This window comes from Natrinema sp. H-ect4, assembly GCF_041894845.1.
In the GTDB taxonomy this organism is placed as follows: domain Archaea; phylum Halobacteriota; class Halobacteria; order Halobacteriales; family Natrialbaceae; genus Natrinema.
Window position 1 is genome coordinate 120,515 of the sequence record NZ_JBHDYC010000001.1, and the last position, 25,906, is coordinate 146,420.

Below are 25,906 nucleotides of genomic sequence, written 5' to 3' on the forward strand. Positions count from 1 at the left end.
GTGACTACCCGATCGGAGTCCCGAATTACTCCGTCTTCGAGGACAGAAACAGCCGATTGTCCGTCGGGGTGATATACTAACGGTCGGTTGCTGGGTGATACTAGCTACCGATGTCTAACGAGACAAATACAGCGAATCGACGCTCCTGAAGAAATATATTCCATATTAGAAACTGTGGAAGCTTCTATTGAGTCGGGCGGTCTCTCTCAAGAAGTACCATGGCATATGGCACCAATCCTGAAGAGAGGTACAGCTATGGGGAGGTGAGCGACGCGGATCGTCGCGACTTTCTCAAAGCCCTCGGCGTCATCGCCGGCGGCAGTATCGCCGGTGCGACGCTGCGCGATCTCCGCGCGGAGGTCTCGAGCGGTGCCGCGGAGGGGCTCGCAGAGATGGGCGAGGCCGTTCGCGGTGGACTGACGGGAACGCTTGACCCGGCGTTGTTGAACGAGCAACTGGCGGGGCTCGAGGCGAGCTTCGAACTGTTGCCCGAACTGGAGTCGATGGGGGTTCCCGAGCAGGGTGCGTCGGCGTACCAGGAGCTGACGACGGCGGCGTGGGTGATCAACGATCACCTCGCGGAGGTCGGCTTCTTCGCGAGCGCGGAGGAGAACCTGCCGGCGTTCGAGCCCGATCACATCGAGGCAACGACACGGCAGTTGCTGCACATGGACACGCTGCCGGCGACGCTTTCCGAGATCGGGTTCTCGGAGCAAGAACAGACGGCGCTGGTGACCAATATCGTGAACACGCGCGAGCAGCTATCGTGGTGGCTGGCGACACCTGACTATCCGCCGGCGGACGCCGTCGAAGACGGTGTCGTCCACGAGTACGTCGCACCGCTTCATCAGCGGGCCGCAGAAGGCTCGCTACTGTGGATCGACGGGCTCGATCACTTCCTCTGGCAGCGAGAGCCGCTCATTACCGGGGAGATGATCGATCGCGGCCTCTGGGACATCAAGTCGATGCTCGGCGGGTACTACCTGATGAGTTCGGCTGTACGTGACCTTGCGAACGGGGAAATCGCCGACGAGGAGCTTTCGACGCTGATCACGGCGGGATCGGCGATCGAGATCATCGGCCAGGAGTTCCTGCTCACCGACACCGTCCGAATTACAGATGAGAAGCGCGCACCGAAGGGGGTGATCGACCAATGACGTACGAATCACATCTTGCAGACCTGCCAGAGGATGCACCGTGGGACGAAAAACCGGGTGAATCGGTCATCGAACAGCACGATACCGACGCGATCCCGGAGGTAGACGTCACGGAGGAAGACATCGCGGCGTCGGGCGAAGACGAGACGAACTGGCTCATCTTCGGGAACAACTACCAGGGGCACCGACACACCACTGCGGACGTGATCACGCCGGAGAACGTCGGTGACCTCGAGGTCGAGTACGTTCTCGAACTCGGCGAACCCCCAAACGACTTCCAGGGGTCACCGATCGTCGTGGGCGGCGATCCGCCAATCATTTACCAGACGATCGGGCCGGATATGCTGTACGCGATACACGGGCGTACCGGTGACATCCTGTGGACGCACTTCTACGAAAACGCCGACGGTGCGTCCGACGAGACGCCGCCTGCCGAGCGCGGTCCTGCGGTTCTCGGGGACACAGTCTACAAGAGCACGCTCGATCTGGGCGTGCTCGCGATCGATCGGTACACCGGCGAGGAACAGTGGTACTACAACGGTGCTGCCGCCTATCGAGGCGAAGTCGCGGAGGACGTGCGACACGAAGAACTCCAGTGGGAACGGTCCCGCGGCACGACCTCGTCGCATCCGCCGATGATCTACGACGGAATGCTGATGAAGGGCAGTTTCGGCGGCGAATTCGGCGTCAGCGGATTCTACGACGCGATCGACCTCGAAGGGAACCCGCAGTGGCGGGTGAACATGACGCCCGAACACGAGTGGGTCGGCGATTCGTGGCAACACGGCGGCGGGACCGCGTGGGCCGCGTCGTGTATCGAACCCGACAGCGGGACGGTCGTCATTCCGTCCGCGAACCCAGGTCCGTGGTACGGCACCGTTCGTCCAGGCTGGAACCCCTATACCTGCGGTAAAGTCGGTGTCGACATTGAAACCGGCGAATACCAGTGGCACCATCAGGACGCGCCCCACGACTGGTGGGACTATGACTCACCGAGTCCGCCACTCGTCTTCGAAGAGGAGGTCGACGGTGAGACCAGAAAGTTCGCGACTTGGCCCGGCAAGACCGGTTGGGTGTACACTGTCGACATGGAAACCGGCCAGCTCCACCAGCGCAGCGAGGAGTTCGTCCAGCACTACAACATGTGGTCGCTACCGCCGTTCGACGACATCGAGAACGCGCAGTGGATCATGCCGGACCTCAGGGGTGGCACGAATCCCCAGACGAGTTCCTTCGATCCCCAGAGCAGGACGCTAATCGTCAAAGGGCTCAACCAGCCGATGCGACTCTCCTGGTTCGAGACGGAGTACGAACCCGGTGAGACGTACATCGGGATGGATATCGAGCATGCTCCGGTGCCGGCTACACAGGAGCAAGAGGAAGAGGAGGAAGACGAAACTGCCGACGATGGAGAAGAGGCCGAAGAGGAGAAAGAAGAAACTGCCGACGATGGAGAAGAGGCCGAAGAGGAGAAAGAAGAAACTGCCGACGAAGAAGCGGACAACGGAGACGGATCGGAAGAAGAGTGGCGAGAAGCGTGGAACGGCTACGTCGGCGTGCTCGCCGGGATCGATCCGATCAGCGGTGAAGTGAAATGGCGGAACTGGTACGAGGAGACGCCGCCGTGGGGCGGTTCGTTGACGACGCCGACCGGCGTTACCTTCGCGGGAGACGGTGACGACCTGTTCACCGCGTTCGAAACCGAGACGGGCCAGCCGTTGGCCTCGTGGGACCTCGGCACCGCCGCGTCCGGTGCGCCGGTCAGCTGGTACGATCCGGGTGAAGGAAAACAGTACGTCGCAGCCCCCGCTGGCGGGGAGCGTGAGAACTACACCGAATCGGGCAACCGGTTCGTCGTCTTCTCGCTCTCCGAGTAGGCCTCGACGCAGTCTTTTTTGCCCGCATTTCGACGCCGACCGATCGCCGGAGCGGTTCCCCTCGGTACGATAGTCAGTGACGACTGGATCGCGACCGGCAGCCGACGAACGCTCTCAGGCTTTCGGTCGAAAAACGAATTGGTGACCGATCCCTTACCGGTCCGTCAATTGTGCTCGCCGCGTCGCTCCTGTTCGTCCGTCGAGACGAGCCGGTGGACTGCACCCTCTCCCTCCACCGTCGACGTGGTGGTGGTGAGGATGTACAGTTCGCCGTCGGCCCCCCGACCGAAGCCGTAGACGAATCCCGTCGGTCGCCCGTCTTCGGCGGCATCGCCCTCGAGCTGAATCCGTTCGATCGGCCACAGTCCGTCCCGAGTGGTCCCCTCGCTGGGTTCGGTCTCCTCGTCGTCTCCCGTCGGCGGTTCGAGGAACGTGTCCTCGGCGCCGCCACCGACATCGACCTCGTCGAGCCATTCCTCGGGCGGTCGGGCGAGGAACACCGTTCCCGGGTCCTCGCCGTTCCGACTCCAGTCGCCGAAGACGTACGTGTTCTCCAGTTCGTCGATCTCGCCGCCAGCGTAGAGGTAGCCGCCGGTGATGGAGACGCCGACCGGTTCGCCGTCGCTCCCGGTCTCGTTACCGTTCTCGGCGTCTTCGCCGTCCTCGTTCTCGGCCCCAGCGGACTCGAGGAGTCCGAGGTCGTGTGGGTATTCGATCACCGGATCGAGCAACTCTTCGCCGCCTCTGACGTCCTCGGGCGTGCTTTCGGGACAGTCTTCGGCCGGTTCGGAGGGCGTTTCGGTACTGAAGCAGTGGGTACCCTCCTTGACGTTCCAGCTGTAATTGCCGCCGCGCTGGACGTGATTGACGCTCTCGAAGCGGTTCTGTCCGACGTCGGCCATCAGGAACTCCCCGTCGCCGGTGAACGACATTCCGCCCCAGGGATTGCGCATTCCCCAGGCGTAGTACTCGTCGCGGTGACCGTCCATGTCGACCAGCGGGTTATCGTCCGGGATGCCGTACGCGCGCTCGTCGCCCTCGGCGTCGCCGCCGTCTTCGGACGTCTCCGACGTCTCGCCGTCCACGTCAACGTCGAGTCGCAGGATTCCGCCGAGGAGATTCTCCGCCGTGTCCTGCCCGTTGCCGCCCTCGTTCTCGTCGTACCAGTCCTCGACGTGGCCCGTTCCCGTGTCGTTCGCACCGCCACCGTCGCCGGTCGCTACGTAGAGATAGCCGTCGGGACCGAACGCGATCGGACCCGAATTGTGGTTGAACTGGGGCTCAGGGATCTCGAGAAGCGTCCGCTCGGAATCGGGATCGGCCGTCGAGTGCTCCTCGTCTGCGGTCCGGAACTCCGAGAGGACGAACGTGTGATCGTACTCCTCGGGGGTGCCCTCCCGCGGTGGCGAACTGTACCGGACGAAAAAGCGGCCGTTGTCCTCGAACTCGGGGTGGAACGCGAGTCCGAGCAGACCGCGTTCGTCGAAGTCTTGGAATTCGACGAGTTGGTCCGAGACGTCGAGGAACGGCTCCTCCTGGAGGCCGTCGTCGTCGTGGACGTAGATGTACCCCGTCTGGTCGACGATGAATCGGCGGTCGGCGTCTTCGTCCGCTACCTGGAGCGTAACGGGGGCGGTCAACCCCTCTGCTACCGTCTCGAGGCCGACGATCGGCCCCTCACCGATGAGTTGCGTGGGTTCGGCGGCTTCCTCGCCGTCAGCCGTCTCACCGACGAATTCGATATCGCCACGCATCGACTGGGGATGTGGTCCACAGTAGTACTCGGCCATCCCTTCCTCGGCGGTGAACTCGACGGTCTGCGTTTCGCCCGACTCGGAGAAGAGATCCGTACTGACGAGGTCATTGCCGTCTTCGTCTTCGATGTTGAAGTTGTGCTGTGCCCCGTCGAGGTTCTCCCAGGTGAGCGTATACTCCTGGCCTGCTTCCAGTCGAAGCGTCGGATTCCGTTCGTCCGCGATTTCGTCGGGTGACTGGCCGATCCAGCCGCTCGTTCTGCCACCGAGTTCGATCTCGCTGGGGAACGCCTCCTGAGCGCCTACTGTCGGCACGAGCCCTGCAGCGGTGAGCGCTGCGGATGATTTGAGAACAGTCCGTCTCGACAGCCGATTTTCGCCGTTCTGTCTCGTCATTGTGTCGAATACGGAAAGGTCGTGAAGAGCTACCGCCTCTGTTAGCCTTTCACAGACCACATAGCGTGGTTTCTAACTCGGCTAATAAAGCGCCCCGACTGTTGCGAAACCAAGAAGAAATTATGCGGAAACTGAATAAATAATAGCCAGTTATCTCCGATATCGGTCGTCTCCGGTGGCCGAGACGCGCGCCCCGAGTGACGTTCGTCACGGATCATCGAGACGATAGTCGGCGGACGAACCCACTGCACGAACCGATCGCTCGCACTCGAGCGGTATCTCGATCGAAAAGACGAACGGCGGGTCGATTGTCGGCGCGATTCGCGATTACTCGTCGTCTCCGGTCTCGTTTCCGGTTTCCGACTCCGTCTCGTTGCCCGACTCGTCCGCCTCCTCTTCTTCCATTTCCTCGGCTTCCTCGCCGCCTTCTTCCGCCTGATCGTCTTCCTCGTCTTCCTCGTCTTCCGATTCGCCCTCTTCGGCCGCTTGGTCTTCAGTCCCGACCGCGTCCTCGTGTTCTTCGATTTCCTCGCCTTCGCCTTCGGGAACGATCCGGTACACTTCGCCGGTCTCGCCCTCAGTGTAGCGAGCGGTCGTCAGCACGTAGAGTTCGTCGTCGTGGTCCCGCCCGAACGCGAGGACGAAGCGGTTGAGATCTCCGTTCTCGGAGCCGCCGACGGAGAGCTCCTGGATCTCCCAGAGGTCGTCTTCCGACCGGTCGTTGGTCGGTTCGTACTCGTTGACCGGCGATGCGAACAGTCTTCCGTCGGGCGTTTCGAACGCCCTGCTCCAGTCGCCGTAGACGTACATGTCCTCGAGCTCGGAGACCGTGTCACCCTCGTAGACGTAGCCGCCGGTGATCGAGATCCCGACCGTTTCGTCGCCGACCTGGTGGGGATATTCGATAACGGGATCGAGGAGATCCTCGCCGCCACGGACGTCGTCCGGCGTCGCGTTCGGACAGTCCTCTCCCGGTTCGTTGGGGTTCTCGGTGCTGAAACAATGCGTCGCCTCCGTGACGTTCCAGCCGTAGTTGCCGCCGTTCTCGACGATGTTGACCTCCTCGAACAGGTTCTGTCCGACGTCGGCGACGAAGAACTGCCCCTCGCTGTCGAAGGACGCTCGCCAGGGGTTGCGCAGCCCCCACGCGTAGTACTCATCGAGGCCTTCGTCGCTGTCGACGAACGGGTTGTCGTCGGGAATCCCGTATGACTCACCGTTTTCGCCCTCGCTGTCGACGTCGAGCCGGAGGATGCTCCCGAGGAAGTTTTCCGTCGTGTTCTGTGCGTTGCCACCTTCGTTGTCGTCGTACCAGTCCTCGACGTGACCCAGTCCGGTGTCGTCGGCGTCGCCGCCGTCGCCGAGAGGCACGTAGAGGTAGTCGTCCGGCCCGAAGAGAACCGTGCCGGCGTTGTGGTTGAACTGCGGCTCCGGCACCTCGAGCAGGACCGTCTCGGAGTCGGGATCGGCCGTCTCGTGGTCGTCTCCTTCGGTCGTGAACTCCGAGAGGACGGCGGTGTGGTCGTAGTCCTCGGGCGTGTCGTCGGTCGGGGGTGCGCTGTACCGGACGAAGAAGCGGCCGTTCTCTTCGAACTCGGGGTGGAAGGCGAGTCCGAGGAGGCCGCGCTCGTCGAAGCCGGCGTCGGTCGCCTCGCCGACCTCGACCATTCGATCGGTGAGGTCGAGGAACGGCTCCGCTCGTAGCCCGGCGGTTCCGTTCCCGGCTCCCATGCCGTCCTCGCTGTCGGTTTCAGCCTCGGTATCGGCTTCGGTCTCGTTTCCGGCCTCAGTATCGGCTTCGGTCTCGTTTCCGGCTTCGGTCTCGTTTCCGGCTTCGGTCTCGTTTCCGGCCTCAGTATCGGCTTCGGTCTCGTTTCCGGCATCCATCCCGTTCTCATCCACCATGCCGTTTTCGCCACCGCCGTCGGCTCCCGTCTCGAGAACGTGGATCTGTCCGGGCTGGTCGACGACGTAGTACCGGTCTTCCTGTCCCGGTGCGACCTCGAAGCCGACCGGGGAGGTGAGGCCGCCTGCGACCCGCTCGAGGCCGATCGTCGGCCCTTCCGTCACGACATCCTCTTGGGTTTCCTCAGCGTCCCCGTCTCCTCCCTCGGCCCCGGCCAACTGGATGTCGCCCCGCATCGAGTTCGGATGGATCGAGCAATAATACTCCGCCATCTCGGCGGTCGCCTCGAACTCGAGGGTCAGCGTCTCCCCCTCGTCGCCCATGGTCTCGGTGCCTTCGAGTTCCTCTCCCTCCGAGTCGAGGAGAACGAAATTGTGCTGGAGTCCGTCGAGGTTCTCCCACGTGACGACGTACGTTTGTCCCTCCTCGAGTTCCAGCGTCGGATTCGTCTCGCCTTCGATATCGGAGGGCGCCTGGCCGACCCAGCCGGCCGTTTCGCCGCCCAGTTCGATCTCCTCGGCCTCCTGTCCGGCCGCGATACCGCCGAGTCCCGCTACGACGCCGGTCGCCGCAGCGCTCTTCAGGAACAGCCGTCGTGACGAGTCAAGATCCGCTTCGAGTCCCGCTTTGTCTCTGGATACCATTGGTTGTGGATCCTCTTCCCCATCCTCGCTCGAACTGTCTATAAATCGGAGATACCGTTGCACCGGAAACACAATACTTTCCGGTGAAAGCGGCGGCGGTCAGGCCGGCTGGTGTCGAAATCCGCGCGTTTCGCGTCGCTCGTCGATTTGTTCCACTTAACACGATCATTCCGGTGGTAATATCAGTTAGTGTTAGAACTCATTGAACTCACCGGATCGATGCAGTTCCGGTCGACAGGATATGTAGCGTCCTGATCGGCCGATCCACTGCGCCGGACGCGGATTCCGTCACTGTTCGAACAGATTCCTCCTAGAGTAGTTATGTACCTCGAATACCTATCAGCCAAGCGGTACGTACGGTCCGAAGCAGCGAGATCGGACGTGTCGGCCTGGCGTATCGTCGGCGGACGATCGGTGAATCCACTGCCACTCGTTCTCCTCGACTCGGTTCGAGACGAGCCGCCCCCCGGTGACTACGCATAGTTCGCGATCCAGTAGGCGACGTAGAGCGCGAACAGGGCGATGCCACCGATGCGGGTGACGCGACCGCGTGCAAGCATGGCGGTGACGACGAGCAGGCTGCCCGCGAGAAACGGCCAGTGGACCGTCAGCACGTCGCCGCCGGTGCCGACGGGGTGGAGCATGGCGATGATGCCGATGTTTGCCGTCAGATAGAAGACGGTGCTACCGACCACGTTCCCAACGGCCAGTTCCGGGCGGTTCTGTCGAACGGGTTCGACGGTAAGCGCCAATTCTTCGATCGAGGCGATGAAGCTCAACACCGTCGCCCCGAACGCCAGGCCCGAGATGCCGAAGGCGACGAAAATCCCCTCGGCGCTGACCACCGTGATCCCGGAGCCGATGGTCATCCCCACGACCGCAAGGACGGCCACGCCGAGGTTGAACAGGCCGCTCCGGTGCTCAAAGGAGGGGACGAACTCGTCGAGGTCGAGATCCAACTCCGGATCCGACTCCCCGGCCGGTTGTACTCTCGACTCGTCGCCCCCGTTCGACATTCCTGTTTCCGTCTCCGCTCCCGTCTGCACCGCCGCTTCGCTCTCCGCGTCGGCCTCGAGGTCGACCACTTCCTGGAGTTCCGCCGAGAGCAGATACGTCGTTTCGGAGCGGCGCTCGTGCCAGAAGATGTAGGCGAGCAGCGGGACGAACAGCCCGAGGAGGGCCGCTCCCTCGAGCGGGCCGATCGTCCCGCCGATCGACAGCGCGAATGCGGGGACGGGAACGAGAACGAGCATTACGAGATATGCTCTGGGAACGTCCATTCGAAACGGCACGAGGATCCCCGCGAGTCCGACGGCGACGGCGAGGACAAACAGTGATTCCCCGAACACCGTCCCGAGCGCGAGCCCGGGAAGGTCGACGAACGCCGCGGTGATCCCGAGGACGGCGTTCTCGAGGTCGACGCCGGCCAGGACGACCGCAAGAAAGAAGCCGGAAACGCCGAGCGAAACAGCGCTCTGGGCGACGGCCTCGATGAAGATCTCGACGCACCAGATCACCAGCACGACGCCGACGAGAAACAGGCCGATGAGGGCCACCGTCGAGCTCGGAACGACCATGTCCGTGAGCCTACACCACGCTCGTACTTAGTTGCCGATTGCGGTCACGACGAAACGCGACGGAGCGGTTGGAGGCGGTCTCGATGGGACGATCGCCATCGCCGGTGCCCACGACCTCACTGGTGCCCGCGATCCGGTCGTCACGGTCGTGACAGCGCTGCCGACGAGACCAGTTCCGCGAACTCACCGAGGCTCAGCCACTGATCGGAACGCCACCGAAGACGACGATCGCGATCAGCCAGTAGGCGACGTAGAGCCCGCCGAGGAGGAAACCGTGCCACCGTTTCAGCTTCCCCTTGTAGAGGAAGTACGCGGCGAGGGCGGTCACGACGATCACCGTCGGGAGATGGAAGGTGAGCACGGATCGGGAGATCTCGAGGTCGCTGAGGAGCATGATGACGCCGACGTTTCCCGTCACCGAGAAGAGGACGCTCCCGATGACGTTTCCGACGCCGATCTCGGGGACCCCGCGTCGAACCGGCTCGATCGTGAGCATGATGTCTTCGAAGGTGAGGATCACCGTCAGGACGGTCGCCCCGAAGACGGTTTCCTCGAGGCCGAACCCGTCGATAACGACCTCCGACCCGGCCTCGAGCAACATCGACGCGAACACGATGCCGATCAGTGCGAGGACGGAGAAAAAGAGCCAGAGCCACCCGGACGCGGAGCGACCGCCGACGAGTCGATCCTCGGAGATCTCCGAGAACTCCGCCGGCAACGCGACGCCGCCGTCGGCCTGTATCTCCTCGCCGAGTTCGGTGGTCCGGAAGACCGGCGTGTCGCGCTGGTACTCTCGAGCGATGATATACCCGAACGTGAGAACGAACGCGCCGAGGAGCAGGAGTCCGTGGACGAACGTCAGCGTTCCGAGGAGCACGAACGGAATTAACAGTAGCGGTGCCAGTGCGAAGAGGGCGATATAATCGGACGGGAGATCGACCGGGAAGGGCCTGATGATCGCGGCGAGCGCGAGCGTCACGCCAATGATCGCCAGTCCGGTCCCGAGCGCCGTCCCGAGGGCGGCACCCTCGAGGTCGCCGGCCGACAGAACGAGCGCGAGGATCGTGTCGTCGAACTCGAATCCGGTAAAGAGTATCGCGAGCGCGAACAGCGATATCTTCAATTTCAGCGCCGCTCGAGTGAGATAACTGATCAGCTTCTCGACGCAGACCGTCAAGAGGACGCCACCGACGACCAGGACGAGCACCGCACCGAGCAGTCCCTGCGCCTCGACGAATCCCTCGATCGCCCCCTCGAGGCCGCCTTCGTTCTCCGCCGCGTCGCCGTCTTCACCCGCACTTCCGTCGTCGCCCTGGGCGAGAACCGGCGCGACCGGAACTGCGACGAGCGTCGCGGTCACCAGGAGAGCGGCGATGATCCGTCGGACCGATCGACGAGAGGGGCGGCGTCTCGTACCGATCGAGCGCACCGCATTCGCGACTCTCGGTCGCTGCGACGCGATGGCGCTCTCGACGAGGACCTCGAGCATGTGGGTTCCGCATGCGAACCAGTGCCATATAGCTAGCAGGCCGGAGGGAGCAGTTCCATGGAAATCTCTACACGGAATCCGTGGGAGATTTCTACACGGGCCAGTTGGACACCACTTTCACTACACCACTATCACTGTCCGACCCGTGCACGGACACGAGGAGAATCTCACGACGGCTCCGATTCCGACTCGCTCTCGTCGTCGAGCGGATCGGCCTGCAGGACGAACGCGCGCTCCGGCGGCGGGGCGATGCGCAACTCGATGCGCCGAGCGAGTTCGTAGTACTTCCGATTCCCGCGCCTGTAGTGTTCGACCAGCCCGGCGTCCTCGAGCGTCGAGAGGTGGTGGACGGCGGTTTTCCCATCCATTCCGATCTCCGCTGCGAGTTCCGAGACGTACATCGGTTCCCGCGAGAGCTCCCTGAGAATCGCCAGCCGCGTTCCGTTTCCCAGGGCGTCGATCAGTGTCACGCACGTCCGTACGACATCCCGCATCAAGAAAGGTGTCGACGATTCTCACTGTGCTCGCGGTCGAAGCCTGGGGAAGTATGCCATCGATCCGATCTGTCGAAACGCGTGGATGCAGCTTTATCGGCGTCGTCGTGGGACGACCACTATGAGCGACCGCGTCGACTTCCCCGACGACAGAACCGGCGACCGACGGACGATCACGAGCGGCTTCTTCGAACAGGAGGTGTACCTCTCCAGCGAGGAGACGGCCGCGTTCCTCCACGACCTCGCGGATCAACTCGAGGACGGACCGTCGTTTACCATCTCCGCGTCGGAGTGGGAGATTCCCTTCGACTACAGCGATCCCGTCGAGGTCGAGATCGAGTTTTCCGCCCAACGAGAGCGGGAACTCGAGATCGAACTCGAGTTCACGGAGCCGTCGGGGGGTGACGAGCTGTCAGTTCGGTAAGTGAGTGCTCGGGAGCAGTCGGTTCGGCCGAGCGGAGCCGGCAGCGATCGGTTCGGAAAGCGGATACCGGCAGCGATCGGTTCGGAAAGCGGAGCCGGCAGCGATCGGTTCGGAAAGCGGAGCCGGCAGCGATCGGTTCGGAAAGCGGATACCGGCAGCGGTTGGTTCGGCGGAGGGGTACTGCCATCCGCTGACTCGAGAGACCGTCGGGAGCCGTGTGCACGACATTGCCGTCAGCGCGGACCGACTCACATCCCGCTCGGCCGCTATAATGGGTCATGGATGCGGACAAACACGAATTTTCGCCCGTGTAACTCGCAATAACCGGTCGATTTGTCGGGAAACGGTGTGTGCGATTTACACGATTTCGGCTGGTCGGTCCCGCCGTTGCAGTCATGACTATTGACAACACGATCGAGCCGACGACCGGTATCGACTCCCGAGCGAGTGTTTCCCGACGATTTATCCTGGGGAGCGTCGCCGCGACGAGCGCGCTCGCGAGTCTCCCCACGAGCGCGTTCGGACGACAAGACGACACGGTGGGCGACCTCGAGACGGTCGCCGAGTTCGAACCGCCCGCACTGCCGGAGAATCTCGCGATCGACGAGCGGGGAACCGTCTACCTGAGTATGGGGCCGTCGGGCGAGATCCGCGCTGTCGACTCCGAGGGAAGTCAGTCGTCGGTCGCAACGCTCGAGACCGGCGATCAGGGACTCCTACTCGGTATTACCGTCCTCGACGGTGTGCTCTACGCCGCGAACGGGTCGGGCCAGCAGGAGACGCACGGCGTCTGGCGCGTCGATCCGGAAGACGGCGAGCCAGAACGGATCGCGTCGCTGTCACCCGACGAATCGATGCCGAACGGGATCATGCCTGATCCCACGACGTCTGACGCGCTGCTCGTCTCCGATCATCTCGGCGGCGCAATCTGGCGCGTGACGACCGAGGGAGGGGCCGAGCCGTGGGTTTCGGATTCGCTACTCGAGCCGGATATGGACGCCCAGACGCCGGTTGGCGCGAACGGGCTGGCCGTCCATCCGGACGGCGATGTCTACGTCGACAATCTCAACGCGGGATCGGTCATGCGAGTCCCGGTCGCGGATGACGGGAGCGCCGGAGAGGTAGAACAGGTCGTCCAGGACGAGGGTCTGGTCGGTGCGGACGGCATGACGATCGATGAGGACGGAACCCTCTACGTCGCGGTGAACGCGGCGAACGAGGTCGTCCGCGTGACGGACGATCAGGAAATCGAGACGCTCGCCGGCGGCGACCCCCTCGATTTCCCCGCGGACGTCCACTTCGGGACCACCGAGGAAACCGCGACGTCGCTGTACATCGCGAACTTCGCCTACGGGACCTTCCTCGAGGACGAGACGGCCGCCGAACCAAGCCTCGCGAGAGTCGATGTCGGAACAGCCGGTTACTTCCCGGAGACCGCCGGCGAAACGCCCGATACGGACGAGAGGGACGACAGCGCTGACGACGATCAGTCCGGAGACGACGCAAACGAGACGGACGACGACGAGTGACTCTGCGAACGCGCTCGGTCAGTGGTCGATCGAAAGCGCGATCCCCCGGCGGCTGACGGGGTGTCATCATGGCGACTGACAGAGCGGCGTTTCGATGGCCGCTCCGAACTCGAGCGACCAGTAGCCGGCAGTTGCGACTGGAAATAACTGCAATGAATCAACGCTTCGAAAGTTATTAATGGAGTGGTGTGGCGGTAGATCTCAATGGAACAATCCCTCGCGTTCGACACCGACGAGGTACACGACCGGATCGTTACTGGGGTAGCTGCACTCGAGGGGACCGATCCCATGGAATTACCGCCGCTCTTTGACGCGGTCGATCCCGATGCGCTCGGCGCGGTGTTCGCAGCCACGGAGTCCGGCGAACAGCGGTCGGGACACGTCGGATTTCCGTACGCCGGTCATCAGGTGCGAGTGGAGTTCGACGAGACCGGGACCCCCGTCGTGACGATCGATTGATTCGGAACACGTTGTCGTCCATCGACGAGTTCGTTCTCGCGATTCGATCACACGGAACGATTCCTGACCCGGCAGCGACCCGTCATCGGTCACGTCGTCGCGCTCTCGTCGCCACTGACAGTCTGTCGGCACCGATCGGATGACGGGCTGTTCGAGCAGCGCATACCACGGTTCGGTCGCTAGTATAATGGATCACCGGCCGGTACGGTTTCCCAATGGCACGACTCGAGGGGCTGCGGGTGTATCCGGTGAAGGGACTCGACAGCATTGACCTCGAGGCGGCCGAGATCCTCGAGGGTGGGACCGTCGCCCACGACCGAGAGTTCGCGCTGTTCGACACTGACGGCGACGTACTCAACGGGAAGCGGACCGATCGAGTACACGACCTCGAGACGGATTTCGATCCCGAAACGCGTGAGCTTTCGATTAGGACGCTCGACGGCGAACGCCAGCGATTCGACCTCGAGTCCGATCGCGAGACCGCAGCGGCCTGGTTGAGCGAGTTCTTCGACGTGGAGCTATCGCTCGAGAGAGATCGATCGCTGGGGTTTGTGGACCGACGCGAGATGGGGCCGTCGGTGATCAGCACGGCGACGCTGCGCACCGTTGCCGACTGGTTCGACGAACTGACCGTCGAGGGCGTTCGGCGACGGCTCCGGGCGAACGTCGAGGTGGGTGGCGTGGAGCCGTTCTGGGAAGACCGGTTCGTCGGCGCGGACGCGCCGGCGTTCGAAGTCGGCGGCGTCCGGTTCGAGGGAGTGACGCCCTGTGGCAGATGCGTCGTTCCCCAGCGCGATCCCGATACCGGCGATCCGACTCCGGGATTTCGAGAGCAGTTCGTTCGCCGCCGCGAGGAGACCTTCCCCGACTGGGCGGACGCGGACGCGTTCGACCACTACTATTCGCTGATGCTCATCGCGCGCGTCCCCGAACGTGATCGCGGTGAGACTCTCCGGGTAGCCGATCCGGTTACAGTAGTCGACGACTGACGAGAGATGGATACCGCCGACCGGCTCAGTGATCGATCCCGGGCCGCGGGAACGTCGTTTCCGCCCCAGTTTGTTCGCCGTCGGATTTCTCCAGCGCCCGTTCGAGTTCCGGCGCGGCAAGCAGCTCGTTTCGGTCGGGCTCCTCCGGCCGCCGGAAGTAGTACGTCTCCGCACAGCCGGCGACTAACTCCGAAAGTGGTCGGTCTTCGTCGTGGACGATCGAGACGAGATCACCCGTCACTGCGACGAGCACTGCGTCGTCCGGTTTGTACAGGGCATCCCGGAGTTCGTAGACGGTACAGTCGGCCGGTAACTCGAGGGTGACGCCGTCGACGAGCGCCCATCGCGTCTCCATAGCCGAACGTTCGGGAAAGAGCATCTATACGGTTGTGCCCGCAGACACATGCCGACCGAGAGCCCCACCGCCACCGTTCGGACCCTGCGGCTACCGACCAGTCGACCGTCCTCAGCGACGAGACCGCGCCGGCCTCGAGCGGACGGTCGGCCGGCGACCGCGTCAGGAAACGCTTAGGGTGTCTCGTCCGAAAATCTGAGTGTGAGTGAGAATCGCGTCGTTCAGGGGCGAATGGTGACGGCAAAGAAACTCGCCGAGATCGTCGAGGGCGACTCCGTCATGGAGGTCGACTCGATCGAGGAGGCCGACGAGGAGTGTCCGGCGTGTGGCGGCTCCGTCCTGGCGGTGACCTACATGCCGTCGGTGACCGAACTCGTCACCGGTCGGAAGTGCCAGGACTGCGACTGGAGCGAGACGGATCGGGACTGATCGGAATCAAAAGCGCCGTCCACGTCCGTCTCGAGTCTGTACTGTCCGTCTCGAGTTACAAGGGCACTGGTGGCAGCGTCACTTCGTCGATCCAGAACGCTTCGACGGCACGGCCGAGTTCGGCGAACTCAGCCGGATCGCTCGGCTTGGTGAGATAGGCGTTCGCGCACAGTTCGTAACTCCTGACGATGTCTTCGGTCGCCTCCGAACTCGTGAGGACGATGACCGGCAGCGACGTGAGATCCGGCTCGTTCTTGAGCGTCTCGAGTACCTCGAATCCGTTCGTTCTGGGAAGATTGAGATCGAGCAACATGAGATCTACGTCGACATCGCCCGCACACAGCACCTGCTCATGCAGGAAGTCGAGGGCGGATCCACCGTCCGCGAACGTATGAAAGACCGTCTCGAATCCCGCCGTTTTGAACGCCTCCTCTATCAGGCGAACGTCGCCGGGATTGTCTTCGACGAGGAGGATGGAAACGGGGTCGGGAGAGGACTGGTTAGACACTGCGTATCTATCGAGACGGGTGACGGGGGCTTAAGAGTGATCGCAAAGCACGTTGGATCTGTGTCGCAGTTTCTGAAAACCGGCCACCGTTGCCGGACCACACTGCCTTCGCCGTCCCCGATATCGTCCGCAACCGTTCGCGGCCCGGCCGTTTGACGTCCGGTCTCGGCCGTTCGACGCCCGGTCTCGGCCGTTCGACGCCCGGTCTCGGTCGTTACCGTTCGACGAGCGTCCCCCCGGCCAGCCCCTCCCACTCGACGCGATAGCCGAGTCGCGAGAGAATCGCGCTCGAGTCGGTGAGATCGACCGCCTCGAGGATCGCTTCGGCGTCCGCGAGCGCCATCCCTGGCTCGATTTCGTCCGCCACCGACTCGAGAACGGCGGGGCGAACCAGCGTCCGACCGACTCGTTCGTGTTCGGGAAACACCTTGTCCGCGAGCGCGTCCGGGCTCGCGCCGTGGCGATCAGCCAGCGCGTCAACCGTGACGGCGTCGTCCGCCGGCCGCAACGCGTCGGGAAGGCGGGCCGCACTCTTGGCGACCAGCTGGCGTTCGTACTCCCGGAGGACGTCGGCGACGTCTTTGACCCGTACCGTTCCCGAGTAGGGGATCGCTCGATGATCGCGGGCGGCGATCTCCTCGCCGACGCCCAGCGATTCGTCGACGGCGACCAGCATGGCCACGTCCTCGAGACCGGCGAGCTGCGCGAGCTTCTTCTCGACGTATTCGGGCGTCCAGAACCCCATAATCTCGAAGTAGACGCGGAAATCACCGTCCGCGCTGTCGGACTCGTTCGATGCGTCCCCGCGGCCCGTCCCTGCGGGAGCGTACTCGAACGCGAAATCGGGGATCATCACCCGCGTTCCCGTCGCGAGGGGCTCCGGTTCGCGGACGAGGTCCCAGTCCAGATTCAGGTTCGTAAAGCGGGCCGCGAAATCGGCCTCGACACCGCTGTCGAAAGACACCTCTGCGATCGGCTCCGCGTCCGGTACCCGGACGGGATCCTCGTGGGATAGTTCGAGGGTCCGTTCGGTGCCGCGGTCGTCGATCGTCGCCTCGAGGTGCCACCGGTCAGCCTTCGCGACGCTTCGAAGGAGCCGTGCGAAGCGCGTCCCGTACCGCCGAGTGGCGCGAAAGAGGTGGGTCGGGCCCGTCACGATAACTTCGCGTTCGGAGAGTCCCGCATCGTCGTCTACAGATTCGTCGTCAGTCCGGTGGATCTCGTACATCAGCCGCAGCCGCTTGATCGCCGAAATCAACGCCTTCGGATCGCTCGAGCGCACCCGCACCCCGGTCGCGTCAAAGAGCGCCGTCTGCGCCAGCGAGAGGTTATACTGGGCGATCAGCCCGTCCGGATCCCAGCGAGATTCGACCGCGGTCACGACCTGTCGCTCCTCGAGATCGGCGTACAGCGCGGCCTCGAGGTCGTCCGCCGACACGTCGACCGATTCGCTCGCGCGGATGAACGCCATCGCGCGCTCGTCCTCGGTGACGACGCCGACGGCCTCGGCCGCCTCGAACACGGCCCTCCGGGCCCGTTCGGGCTCGATCGCCGTCTCCGCCTCCGCGACGGTCTCGCGTTCGACCAGCGCCGCGAGGCCGCGTACGAGTTTGAAGTCCTCGGCCTCGCGCTCGAGTGCAGTCAGTGCGTTCTCGAGGTCCGCCCGCTGTTCGCCGACGTGGCCCTGATACGTGCCGATGACGCGGGCGGCGAGCGGCCGGTGTTCGCGGTCGGCGAACTGGGGGTGGTAGCCGCCGCCGGCCCGCGAGACGCGAAGCAGGTCCTTCGTCAGCATCTGTCTCGAATCGGCGCGGCATCGTCAAAAGTCACCCGGACGGTGGCGGGGTTCGGAAACGCCGACCACGGCAGATGGAGGACTCCGGTCGAGCGCGTCACGTCGCCGACCGATACCGTTCGCCGTCCCGGTATCGGTCGCCGAGGGAGACGAGTGAGACGATCCAGAGCCCGACGATGAATCCGTAGATACCGACTCGGGGCGCGCTCTCCAACGCGTGGAATTCCGTCGCCAGATAGACGAGCGCATACCCGGCGACCGGAACGCCAACGCACACTCTCAGACCTGGGAACCGGTCCGTTCCTTCGGGTTGGGGAGCGGTCGCCTCGATGAACAACGCGACGAACGCGACGACCGAAAGCGGAGCCAGAACGAACAGTCCCAGCACAGAGACGAGGAGTCCCACGCCGCCGTCGGGTAGCAGCCAAAAGACGCAGAGCAACACGATCGGAGTCAGGAGTGAGTACGCAGGGATGGCTAACCGCAGGGATCCAGCGGTTCGGCGGTCAGCCTCCTGCGGGTCCGGTTCGCTCCCCGCTCGAGCGACTCGCGTCGTCACCCAGTCGGTGATCATTGCAGCGACCGTCGTTATCACCACGGTGAAACCGACGCCGACGGCGACGAAGACCGGCGTTAGGGCGACGGCGAGGACGGTCATTCGAGAGGACATGGACTCGAGCGTGGTGATCGTGTTCGCCGTGAAGACAATCACCGTCGCAATCGAGCCGACGAGACCGGTCCAAAACCCGGCACGACGGCTTTCAGTGGCTCGTTCGCTGTATCGGTAGCCGACCACCACTCCGGCCAGAAGCAACGGCTCCCCCGACACGGAGCCGCCGATCGTGATCCCCTCCTCGGCCAGGGGATTCCACGAGAGGGCGAGGGTGAAGGGGATCGACGCGAGACCGACGAGGACCGCGAACCGCAGCGATTCGTCGGTCAGGGATGCACGAAACTCTTGGAGCGACATTATTGCTTCCGACCATATCATGTCTCTCCAGATTCATTAATCAGTCGGCTCGTCTCTCGAGGGACTCAGTCTCGCCTTCGACCAGTGGGACGGACAGTACGCCGACGACGCTGTCGATCGCCGCCCCGTTACTCCTGTCCGGGTGCCTCCCCGTTCTCGCAGTCCGTAATGTATCCCCGGGCCTGTGGATGGTCGGCATCGAGCTCCAGGACGGTTTCCATCTTTGCCGTCCCCGTCTCGCAGTCGCCGCGCCAGTAGGCCTCGGATCGTCAGTCGCGACGACGACCTGCGATCCGTTCCTCGCCGGTATTTTCGGAGATAACCTCATAGAGGGTCGCCCGTCCGCCATCGGATTTCGGGCGAAGGATCCGTCCGAGTCGCTGGACGAACTCCCGCTCGCTGCCGCTGCCCGAGAGCACGACTGCCACGTTCGCGTCGGGAACGTCGACCCCCTCGTCCAACACGTTCGAGGTCGCGACCCGGGTGTAGGTCCCCTCGCGGAACCGCTCGAGGATCTCCCGTCGCTCCGTCGTGCCGGTCTGGTGGGTGATCGTCGGGACCAGAAACCGTTCGCTGACGTCGTAGGCGAGGTCGTTGTGCGCCGTGAAGACGATGATCCGCTCGTCGCAGTGGTCGTCGAGAACGTCCGCAAGTGCCTCGAGTTTCGCTTCGCTCCCAAACATGAGTTCGCGCGCTCGCTGGCGTGCGAGTAGCGCTTTGCGCGCGTCGGGATCGCTGCCCGATCGCTTGACGAGTTCCTGATAGTCAGAGCCGCTGCGCATCTCGATGTTCGAGCGCGCGAGGTAGTCCGTGAACACGTCCTGATTCCGCTCGTATTCCTCGCGCTCGTCGGCGGTGAGCGATACCTCGAGTCGCTTGACGTCGTAGTTCGCGAGATGGTCGCCGGCGAGTTCGTCCACGTCGACGCGGTGGAGCAGCGGACCGACGATTTCCTCGAGTACCTCGTGTGCGCCGTCGGGCCGCTCGAAGGTCGCAGTCAGCCCCAGCCGCGCGGGTGCGGCCAGCAGCCGTGCGATCTCGCGGTAGCCCTCGCCGCCGAGGTGGTGGACCTCGTCGAAGACCACGAGACCGAACCGGTCGCCCACCGAATCAGCTTTCAGGTACGCCGAGTCGTAGGTCGAAACGGTGATCGCCTCGAGTCGCTGTTCGCCGCCGCCGAAGCGGCCGATCGGCCGATCGAATTCGCGCTCGAGTTCGCGCTGCCACTGCTCGAGCAGGTCGATCGTCGGCACGACGACGAGCGTCGGGACCGAGAGCCGTTCGATCGCCGCCAGCGCGATGACGGTCTTGCCGCTGCCCGTCGGGAGTTCGAGGACGCCGGCGGGCGCTCGCCCGATGGACTCGGCCGGGCCGCCGGCCCAGCGATCGGTCTCGAGCCATGTCTCGAGCGCCGTCGTCTGATAGCCGCGCAGTTCGTACGCAGATTCGAGAGCGGACACGGACTCGAGGTCGAGGACGCGATCGTCGACTGCGGCGTCCGTTTCCGCCAGCGCCGCTCGGAGGGCGGCGTACTGAAACGCCGGAACGCGGAAGCCGTCAGTCCGCTGGTCGGTCTCGAGGTCGGGGGTGGCCGTCCGAAGCGACGACGGCGAGATCGATGACTCCTCGAGACCGTCGATCCGGATCGTCCCGTCCTCATACCGGAGTTCGATCGCGGACGATTCGTCGGCCGGTGTCGGCGTCACGGGACACAATCGGGGGCAGACCCACATATACGGTCGGGTATTTCGCGACCTCGAGATCGATATCTATCGCTCGCTGATGTGCACTCAGTACAGGCGGAGGAGTTTCCGCGGCGGTCGAGTCACAAGGAGTGTACCCGCGAGCGACAATCGGGAGCGAGCGGCCTTTGTAGTGGCCCCCACGTATACTGGCGGCGCAGTGAGCCCGCACGGGCGGACAGAGGCGGCGACGTATCGCGGGCGTCCCGATCGACCGCTCAGATCCGACCACCAACCCGAGGACCGCACTCGACTCGCGGCGATGAATCCAGCCGGCGACGAAGGCGATCCGGGGCCGCCGCGCCAGACAACGGGTTCGGCCTTCGACCGGATTACGGCAGCCGAGTTCAAACGGATCAAGACGGCAGCGACGGGCGGCGATGGATTGCGGGCGTCGGCGGCGGTCTCGAGTCCGAGCCGGGAGATACCGCTGGCGGCGGTCGCAGTGCTATCCCGAACACGATCAAAAGGGCTAAGCGGAGCGCGGCGATCGAAAACGACGACTCCACGTGGGGTCTCTCCGCTGGCGACACTGAGAGTGGTGTGGCTAACGAATATGATGGCCATCTGGCAAATGAGTGCTGATATATGGAATGAGAGATAATCTCTCGCATGGCTCGCTATATCCTCGTTCCAGTCGACAATTCGGACGAGTCGACGAAAGCGCTCGAATACGCCGTTGAAGCGTACCCTGACGAACGGATCACTGCGCTACACGTCGTTCAGTTCGATCGAACCTCGCTGTACGGGGACGAGGGATTTCTCTACAGTGACGAGTATCGCGAGCAGGTTCGCAAGCGAGGTGCAGACATCCTCGAGAGAGCGAGCGAGACCGCCGCTGAACAGGGTGTCGAGACCGACACTGCGCTCGAAATGGGGAAGCCAGCGCGCACGATTACCGCATATATTGCGGAGCATGACGTTGATCACGTCGTTCTCGGAAGTCACGGCCGCACCGGGCCAGCGCGCGTTCTTCTTGGCAGTGTTGCTGAGACGGTAACGAGGCGCTCGCCGGTTCCGGTGACGGTCGTCCGATGACTCGTCTCTGTGCAGTCTCGAGAGCCAGTAGTAGGCGGTTCCCGTCGTGAGCGAGACTCAGACGCCGGTCACACGACGTGTTTGGCTGGGCCGCGCCCTCGCATAGTCGATACGTGGTGCGATCACGCTCGCGCTGTCGCACGTAGTGGGGCCGCCAGCCCGGTACGAGCAGGGGCGGCTACCGCCCGACGACGCCCAGACAGGCGTCGCGACGCGCGTCGAGGCAGTGGTCCCTGGCGGCCGCCGTGCCGACGTGGACCTGCTCGTCGCCGCGGACCTCCTATACATGGGGCTACACCGTCCGAAAGCCCGGTTGGGGCGTGGTGTGTGGCTCGCTGTCAACCGCTGGCGGCGAACCCCGCCGTCGACCGGGGGACGGACACCTACTCCGCACCGACCCTCTCGCAGGCATCGCCTTTTGACCCGGCGATCGGGGGCACTCAGAGCAAGTAAGCTATATTAGAAGCCCTACTCCACTTTTTCGAGGATAGCAGGGGGTTCGTCACATCGCAAACCGGATGGTTTACGCCATTTGTTATCAATTTACACGATATGCCACGGTATTACGAGGATTTGGAGATCGGTGAGACCTACGAGACTGGCGGATACACGGTTACTAAGGAGGAGATAATCGAGTTCGCCGAGCAGTTCGACCCGCAGCCGTTCCATCTCGACGAGGAGGCCGCTCAGGATTCGATATTCGGTGAATTGGTCGCCAGCGGCCTCCATACGCTCTGTTTGTCCGTCCGGTTGTTCGTCACGGAGATCGTCAACGGCGAGGTCGATATCGCGAACATGGGCGGCCTCGGGATGGACGATCTGCGCTGGCACGAGCCGGTCCGCCCTGGTGAGACGCTCCGCGTCCGGGTCGAGGTCGTCGGCAAGACGCCCTCGACGAGCCGATCGGATCGCGGCTACGTCGATTTCCGTCGCAGCGTCGTCAACGATGCCGATGAAGACGTGATGTCGATCCTCTCGCACAATATCGTCCGCCGAGCAAACGCGCCAGACTAGCGTCACGCGCTCGCGTTCTAGCGCTGCCACAACGGTTATCATTGACTGGCCATCCCGAGTGAGAGCGTCTCCGTTCCTCGTTTGGGATCGCTGCTCCGTCGCTGAGAGGCGCCCAACGGTATATGTGGGTGGCTCGGAATGACTGTGGTATGGGAACGTATGACTGCCTCGAGTACGCTGCAGAGGAGGGCGTGGCCCGAATCGCACTGGATCGTCCCGAGGCTCTCAACGCGTTGAATCCGCCGTTACTGCGCGAACTCGAGGACGCGATCGAACGCGCTGAGGGCGCCGATGAGGTTCGAGTCGTCGTCCTGAGCGGCAACGGCCGCGCCTTCTCCTCGGGCTACGACATCAGCGAGGCCGAGACCGAGCAATCGACCGACGACCGCATCCTCGACCAGCGGACTCACCTCGAGGCGATCTTTTCGTCGCGGCTCCCGGTCGTCGCGGCGGTCGACGGGGCTGCAATCGCCGGCGGGTGTAACCTCGCGATCTGCTGTGATCTCACCTTCGCGACGGCGCCCTCCGAGTTCGGCTATCCCGACATGCACTTCGGCGAACCCCCGCCGAAGTTCGTGCTGCCATTCGTAACGAACTCCCTGAAAGACGCCCGGGAACTGCTCTATTCGGGGAAGACCGTCGACGCGGCCACCGCCGCCGAGATGGGACTGGTCAATCGGGTCGTCCCAGAAGGCGAACTGGACGCGACCGTCGAGACCGAAGTGGCTGCGATCAAGAAGACCCCGAGTACGGCCGTTGCTATCGCGAAAGACATGCTCAACGATGTACAGGAAACCCAGGGGTTCAGACGGTACGGCCGCGTCGACGAGTACGTTGGCGCTCTCACCATGGAATCCTCGTCTGCGGAGCGATTTCGCGAAATCCGGGACGAGGAGGGGCTGCAGGCCGCCCTCGAGTGGATGCACGAAACCGACAAAGCCTGAGTGAAAGGAGCGGGACGACCGCCCGTGTCCGTCAGTCGAATACCGAGCAGCAGGTGCTCGGCGTGGCGGCCGGCCGTCGGCGGTCCTGACCTATAAAGTTAGCAGTTCAGGTCTGAAGCGGCACTAGTTCACGCTTTTGGACAGCTCAGCACCCGCTTTGAATTTGACCACGTTCTTCGCCGCGATCTCAATTTCCTTCCCCGTCTGCGGGTTACGCCCAGTTCGGGCAGACCGCTTCGAGATACTGAACGAGCCGAACCCGATCAGTGACGCGGTTTCGCCACTCTTCAGCGCTTTTGTAGTTGCGTTGATGAACCCGTCGAGTGCCTTCTTTGCGTCAGCCTTTGAGAGGCCGCTGTCTGTACCGCGTTGTGTGTCGGTTGCGATGTGGTCTGCATCGATGACGACGTCGGCAGAGCGGCATTTGGATCCAGCTCTGTTTCGGCGCTGATCACCGTGTCCAGGGTTGAGATTGAGTGCGGCGGCGAACTCCGGACATGCATCGAAATCGACTGCCGATTCATCTTTCGAGTTGTTCCCGTTGCCGTTCCGTACGCCGTTGGAGACAGTAAACAGTCCGAATTCGAGGAGTGCGACGCGGTCACCGTTCGCCAGTGCTTTTGTGGTGGCGTTGATGAACCCGTCGAGCGTTTTCCTTGCGTCAGCGTTGCTGATGCGGGCTTCGCTTGCGACCGCATCGATGAGTTCAGTTTTGGTCGCTGCTGTGGCTGATCCGGGGATCGTGGCCATGCCGAGTCCGAAGAGAATTGATATCGCGCCGCCTTTGTGGAAAATGTCTCGGCGTGAGTAGGTTGGTTGGTGCTGGCTAACGGATTTCATGGATAATCAGGTATTCAAACGGCAGGTAGAAGCTTAAGCAATCCGTACTTATTTCCTACATTATACTATATTTGGACTGATGTTACTGTCTCTAAACACCGGACGCCTCGGTGGGTGTGGCCCATCGTCTCACTGTGTACTTGGGAGGGATCCCAGCGGTCAGTTCGCATCTGTCGTGATCGATTCACGGTTTCGTGTCATCCGGTGCGAGACGCCGTACCTCAACCCTTTTATTACCGCTGTTCGTTGACTGGCACATGAGCGAAGACGAGGGCACGAACACGTCCGCCCAGGGTGTCCCGTCCGAGGAGGAATCCAACGACGGCGAAACGGCCGACGTGGATCCTGCGGCGTCGACGGATGGGGAATCGAAACCGGCTCCTGACTCGGACGACGCTGAATCGGAAGGGACGGCTGCGGACGCCGATTCGAGCGCGGACGCGGTCGACGGAACAGCGGCAGCGGGGACCGAGACGGCCGGGGGCGACGATGTGTCCGAGACAACAGCAACTGGAACGACCACGGAGGACGTCGGCGAAGACGGGGATGCACCCGAAACGAGCGAAGACGTTCAGCGCATGCTCGATCGGGTCACCGAGTACGACGACGAACTCGCCCACAAGGTCAACTCGATCGTCGAGGAGGCCCGCGACCTCAACGGGACCGTCAAACACCAGCGCGAGGAACTCGAGGATCTCTCCGAGCGCATCGAGTCACAGGCCGAGACCATCGGCGAACTCCAGACCGAACTCGACGAGTACGAGGCAGCCTTGAACGAGCGCGACGAGCAAATTGCGGCGTACGAAGAGGAGATAGAAGACCTGAAGAGTCGACTCAAGCGAAAACAGGCAGACTTTCAGAACTACAAGAAACGCGCCAAGAAGCGCCAACAGCAGATCAAGGACCGCGCCGCCGAGGACCTCGTCGAACGTCTCATCGGCGTCCGGGACAACCTCAAACGCGCGCTCGAGGAGGAAAGCGGCGACGTCGAAACGCTCCGGGACGGCGTCGATATGACGCTTCGCGAGTTCGATCGCATCCTCGAGGACGAGAACGTTTCGGAGATCGATCCCGACCCGGGTACCGAGGCCGATCCACAGCGCCACGAGGTCATGATGCAGGTCGACAGCGACCAGCCCGAGGGGGCCATCGCCGACGTCTACACGCCCGGCTACGAGATGGGGGAGAAGGTCATCCAGAACGCCCAGGTGACCGTCTCGAACGGTGAATTCGCGGATACTGATTCGGACGACGGCGACGGCACAGACGAGAGCGAGGAGGAGAGTGCAGCCGATCAATCGGACGAGCAACTCGACGTGACCGACGAGACCGACGCTGATGAGGCGGCCGACGAGTCCGATGCAGATGCCGACACGACTGCGGACGACGAAGCGGCCGAGGCCGACGAGTCGTCGGCGAACGACGCCGATGACGACGAGGCGATCGAACTCGGCGGCGAAGTCGCCGAGGACGACCGCGAAGACGCGTCGACGGACGCCGCGGCAGACGAACCGAACGAATAAGGGAGCGGAGTCGCTCGAGCCGCCGGTGGTTCGCGTCTCGATCCGATGCGGAT

At 63.3% G+C, this 25,906-nt stretch carries 22 protein-coding genes and 1 pseudogene; 11 read left to right on the top strand and 12 right to left on the bottom strand.

From position 1 onward, the window contains the following. Positions 1-218 precede the first annotated feature (218 nt). Both ACEWFR_RS00585 and ACEWFR_RS00590 read left to right on the top strand, forming a co-directional pair. Positions 219-1,157 carry a hypothetical protein gene (locus tag ACEWFR_RS00585; RefSeq protein WP_374059222.1) on the top strand — a complete coding sequence of 313 codons (939 nt, stop codon included), beginning with the start codon at positions 219-221 and terminating at the stop codon, positions 1,155-1,157. Further along, a complete protein-coding gene (locus ACEWFR_RS00590) occupies positions 1,154-3,034 on the top strand; it encodes a pyrroloquinoline quinone-dependent dehydrogenase (protein ID WP_374059223.1) in 1,881 nt (626 codons plus the stop codon). Before ACEWFR_RS00585 ends, ACEWFR_RS00590 begins: the two co-directional genes overlap by 4 nt. A gap of 164 nt (positions 3,035-3,198) precedes the next feature. On the opposite strand, the gene ACEWFR_RS00595 is transcribed toward ACEWFR_RS00590, so the two are convergent. The 5 genes from ACEWFR_RS00595 to ACEWFR_RS00615 form a co-directional block, all read right to left on the bottom strand. After that, entirely contained in the window at positions 3,199-5,184 is a 1,986-nt protein-coding gene (locus tag ACEWFR_RS00595) for a PQQ-dependent sugar dehydrogenase (protein ID WP_374059224.1), read from the bottom strand. 327 nt (positions 5,185-5,511) lie between these two features. Continuing rightward, positions 5,512-7,734: a PQQ-dependent sugar dehydrogenase gene (locus ACEWFR_RS00600; protein ID WP_374059225.1), complete on the bottom strand. Its 2,223-nt coding sequence runs from the start codon at positions 7,732-7,734 to the stop codon at positions 5,512-5,514. Positions 7,735-8,207: 473 nt separating this feature from the next. Beyond that, complete coding sequence (locus ACEWFR_RS00605) at positions 8,208-9,311, bottom strand: sodium:calcium antiporter (protein ID WP_374059226.1); 1,104 nt, start codon at positions 9,309-9,311, stop codon at positions 8,208-8,210. A gap of 193 nt (positions 9,312-9,504) precedes the next feature. Then, positions 9,505-10,800 carry a sodium:calcium antiporter gene (locus ACEWFR_RS00610; RefSeq protein ID WP_374059227.1) on the bottom strand — a complete coding sequence of 432 codons (1,296 nt, stop codon included), beginning with the start codon at positions 10,798-10,800 and terminating at the stop codon, positions 9,505-9,507. Between the two features lie 167 nt (positions 10,801-10,967). Next, the gene (locus ACEWFR_RS00615; protein ID WP_098727439.1) at positions 10,968-11,270 is read right to left on the bottom strand and encodes a winged helix-turn-helix domain-containing protein; all 303 of its coding nucleotides are present in this window, start codon (positions 11,268-11,270) and stop codon (positions 10,968-10,970) included. A gap of 145 nt (positions 11,271-11,415) precedes the next feature. Here ACEWFR_RS00615 and ACEWFR_RS00620 point away from each other — a divergent pair, with 145 nt between their 5' ends. The 4 genes from ACEWFR_RS00620 to ACEWFR_RS00635 all read left to right on the top strand — a co-directional run bounded on the left by ACEWFR_RS00620 (position 11,416) and on the right by ACEWFR_RS00635 (position 14,695). Beyond that, positions 11,416-11,718: an amphi-Trp domain-containing protein gene (locus tag ACEWFR_RS00620; protein ID WP_374059228.1), complete on the top strand. Its 303-nt coding sequence runs from the start codon at positions 11,416-11,418 to the stop codon at positions 11,716-11,718. Between the two features lie 395 nt (positions 11,719-12,113). Beyond that, complete coding sequence (locus ACEWFR_RS00625; RefSeq protein ID WP_374059229.1) at positions 12,114-13,247, top strand: SMP-30/gluconolactonase/LRE family protein; 1,134 nt, start codon at positions 12,114-12,116, stop codon at positions 13,245-13,247. A 204-nt stretch (positions 13,248-13,451) separates the two neighbouring features. Further along, complete coding sequence (locus ACEWFR_RS00630; protein WP_374059230.1) at positions 13,452-13,706, top strand: HalOD1 output domain-containing protein; 255 nt, start codon at positions 13,452-13,454, stop codon at positions 13,704-13,706. Positions 13,707-13,921: 215 nt separating this feature from the next. Next, positions 13,922-14,695, top strand: coding sequence for an MOSC domain-containing protein (locus tag ACEWFR_RS00635; protein WP_374059231.1), 774 nt, complete (start codon positions 13,922-13,924; stop codon positions 14,693-14,695). Between the two features lie 25 nt (positions 14,696-14,720). Here ACEWFR_RS00635 and ACEWFR_RS00640 read toward each other — a convergent pair whose 3' ends face one another. Further along, on the bottom strand, positions 14,721-15,050 hold the full coding sequence (locus ACEWFR_RS00640; protein ID WP_374059232.1) for a hypothetical protein: 330 nt from the start codon (positions 15,048-15,050) through the stop codon (positions 14,721-14,723). A gap of 201 nt (positions 15,051-15,251) precedes the next feature. Between ACEWFR_RS00640 and ACEWFR_RS00645 the strand changes: the two genes are divergently transcribed. Next, on the top strand, positions 15,252-15,479 hold the full coding sequence (locus tag ACEWFR_RS00645) for a DUF5795 family protein (RefSeq protein WP_098726569.1): 228 nt from the start codon (positions 15,252-15,254) through the stop codon (positions 15,477-15,479). A 55-nt stretch (positions 15,480-15,534) separates the two neighbouring features. Here ACEWFR_RS00645 and ACEWFR_RS00650 read toward each other — a convergent pair whose 3' ends face one another. From ACEWFR_RS00650 to ACEWFR_RS00665, 4 genes are all read right to left on the bottom strand, one after another. Next, positions 15,535-15,987 carry a response regulator gene (locus tag ACEWFR_RS00650; protein WP_374059233.1) on the bottom strand — a complete coding sequence of 151 codons (453 nt, stop codon included), beginning with the start codon at positions 15,985-15,987 and terminating at the stop codon, positions 15,535-15,537. 214 nt (positions 15,988-16,201) lie between these two features. Beyond that, positions 16,202-17,782: a DUF790 family protein gene (locus ACEWFR_RS00655; protein WP_374059234.1), complete on the bottom strand. Its 1,581-nt coding sequence runs from the start codon at positions 17,780-17,782 to the stop codon at positions 16,202-16,204. Positions 17,783-17,879: 97 nt separating this feature from the next. Then, positions 17,880-18,752: a DUF5518 domain-containing protein gene (locus tag ACEWFR_RS00660; RefSeq protein ID WP_374059235.1), complete on the bottom strand. Its 873-nt coding sequence runs from the start codon at positions 18,750-18,752 to the stop codon at positions 17,880-17,882. A 269-nt stretch (positions 18,753-19,021) separates the two neighbouring features. Next, positions 19,022-20,485, bottom strand: coding sequence for a DEAD/DEAH box helicase (locus tag ACEWFR_RS00665; RefSeq protein WP_374059236.1), 1,464 nt, complete (start codon positions 20,483-20,485; stop codon positions 19,022-19,024). 621 nt (positions 20,486-21,106) lie between these two features. On the opposite strand from ACEWFR_RS00665, the gene ACEWFR_RS00670 reads away from it, so the two are divergent. The 3 genes from ACEWFR_RS00670 to ACEWFR_RS00680 all read left to right on the top strand — a co-directional run bounded on the left by ACEWFR_RS00670 (position 21,107) and on the right by ACEWFR_RS00680 (position 23,490). Next, positions 21,107-21,532, top strand: a complete 426-nt coding sequence (locus ACEWFR_RS00670) for a universal stress protein (RefSeq protein ID WP_374059237.1) — start codon at positions 21,107-21,109, stop codon at positions 21,530-21,532. Positions 21,533-22,084: 552 nt separating this feature from the next. Next, complete coding sequence (locus tag ACEWFR_RS00675) at positions 22,085-22,546, top strand: MaoC family dehydratase (protein ID WP_374059238.1); 462 nt, start codon at positions 22,085-22,087, stop codon at positions 22,544-22,546. Between the two features lie 149 nt (positions 22,547-22,695). Next, a complete protein-coding gene (locus ACEWFR_RS00680) occupies positions 22,696-23,490 on the top strand; it encodes an enoyl-CoA hydratase/isomerase family protein (protein WP_374059239.1) in 795 nt (264 codons plus the stop codon). Positions 23,491-23,613: 123 nt separating this feature from the next. On the opposite strand, the gene ACEWFR_RS00685 is transcribed toward ACEWFR_RS00680, so the two are convergent. Beyond that, a complete protein-coding gene (locus ACEWFR_RS00685; protein ID WP_374059605.1) occupies positions 23,614-23,877 on the bottom strand; it encodes an HU family DNA-binding protein in 264 nt (87 codons plus the stop codon). A gap of 177 nt (positions 23,878-24,054) precedes the next feature. After that, positions 24,055-24,330, bottom strand: a pseudogene (locus ACEWFR_RS00690) (HU family DNA-binding protein); the annotation flags it as partial. A 257-nt stretch (positions 24,331-24,587) separates the two neighbouring features. Between ACEWFR_RS00690 and grpE the strand changes: the two are divergent. After that, positions 24,588-25,853 carry a nucleotide exchange factor GrpE gene (gene grpE, locus ACEWFR_RS00695; RefSeq protein WP_374059240.1) on the top strand — a complete coding sequence of 422 codons (1,266 nt, stop codon included), beginning with the start codon at positions 24,588-24,590 and terminating at the stop codon, positions 25,851-25,853. Positions 25,854-25,906 lie beyond the last annotated feature (53 nt).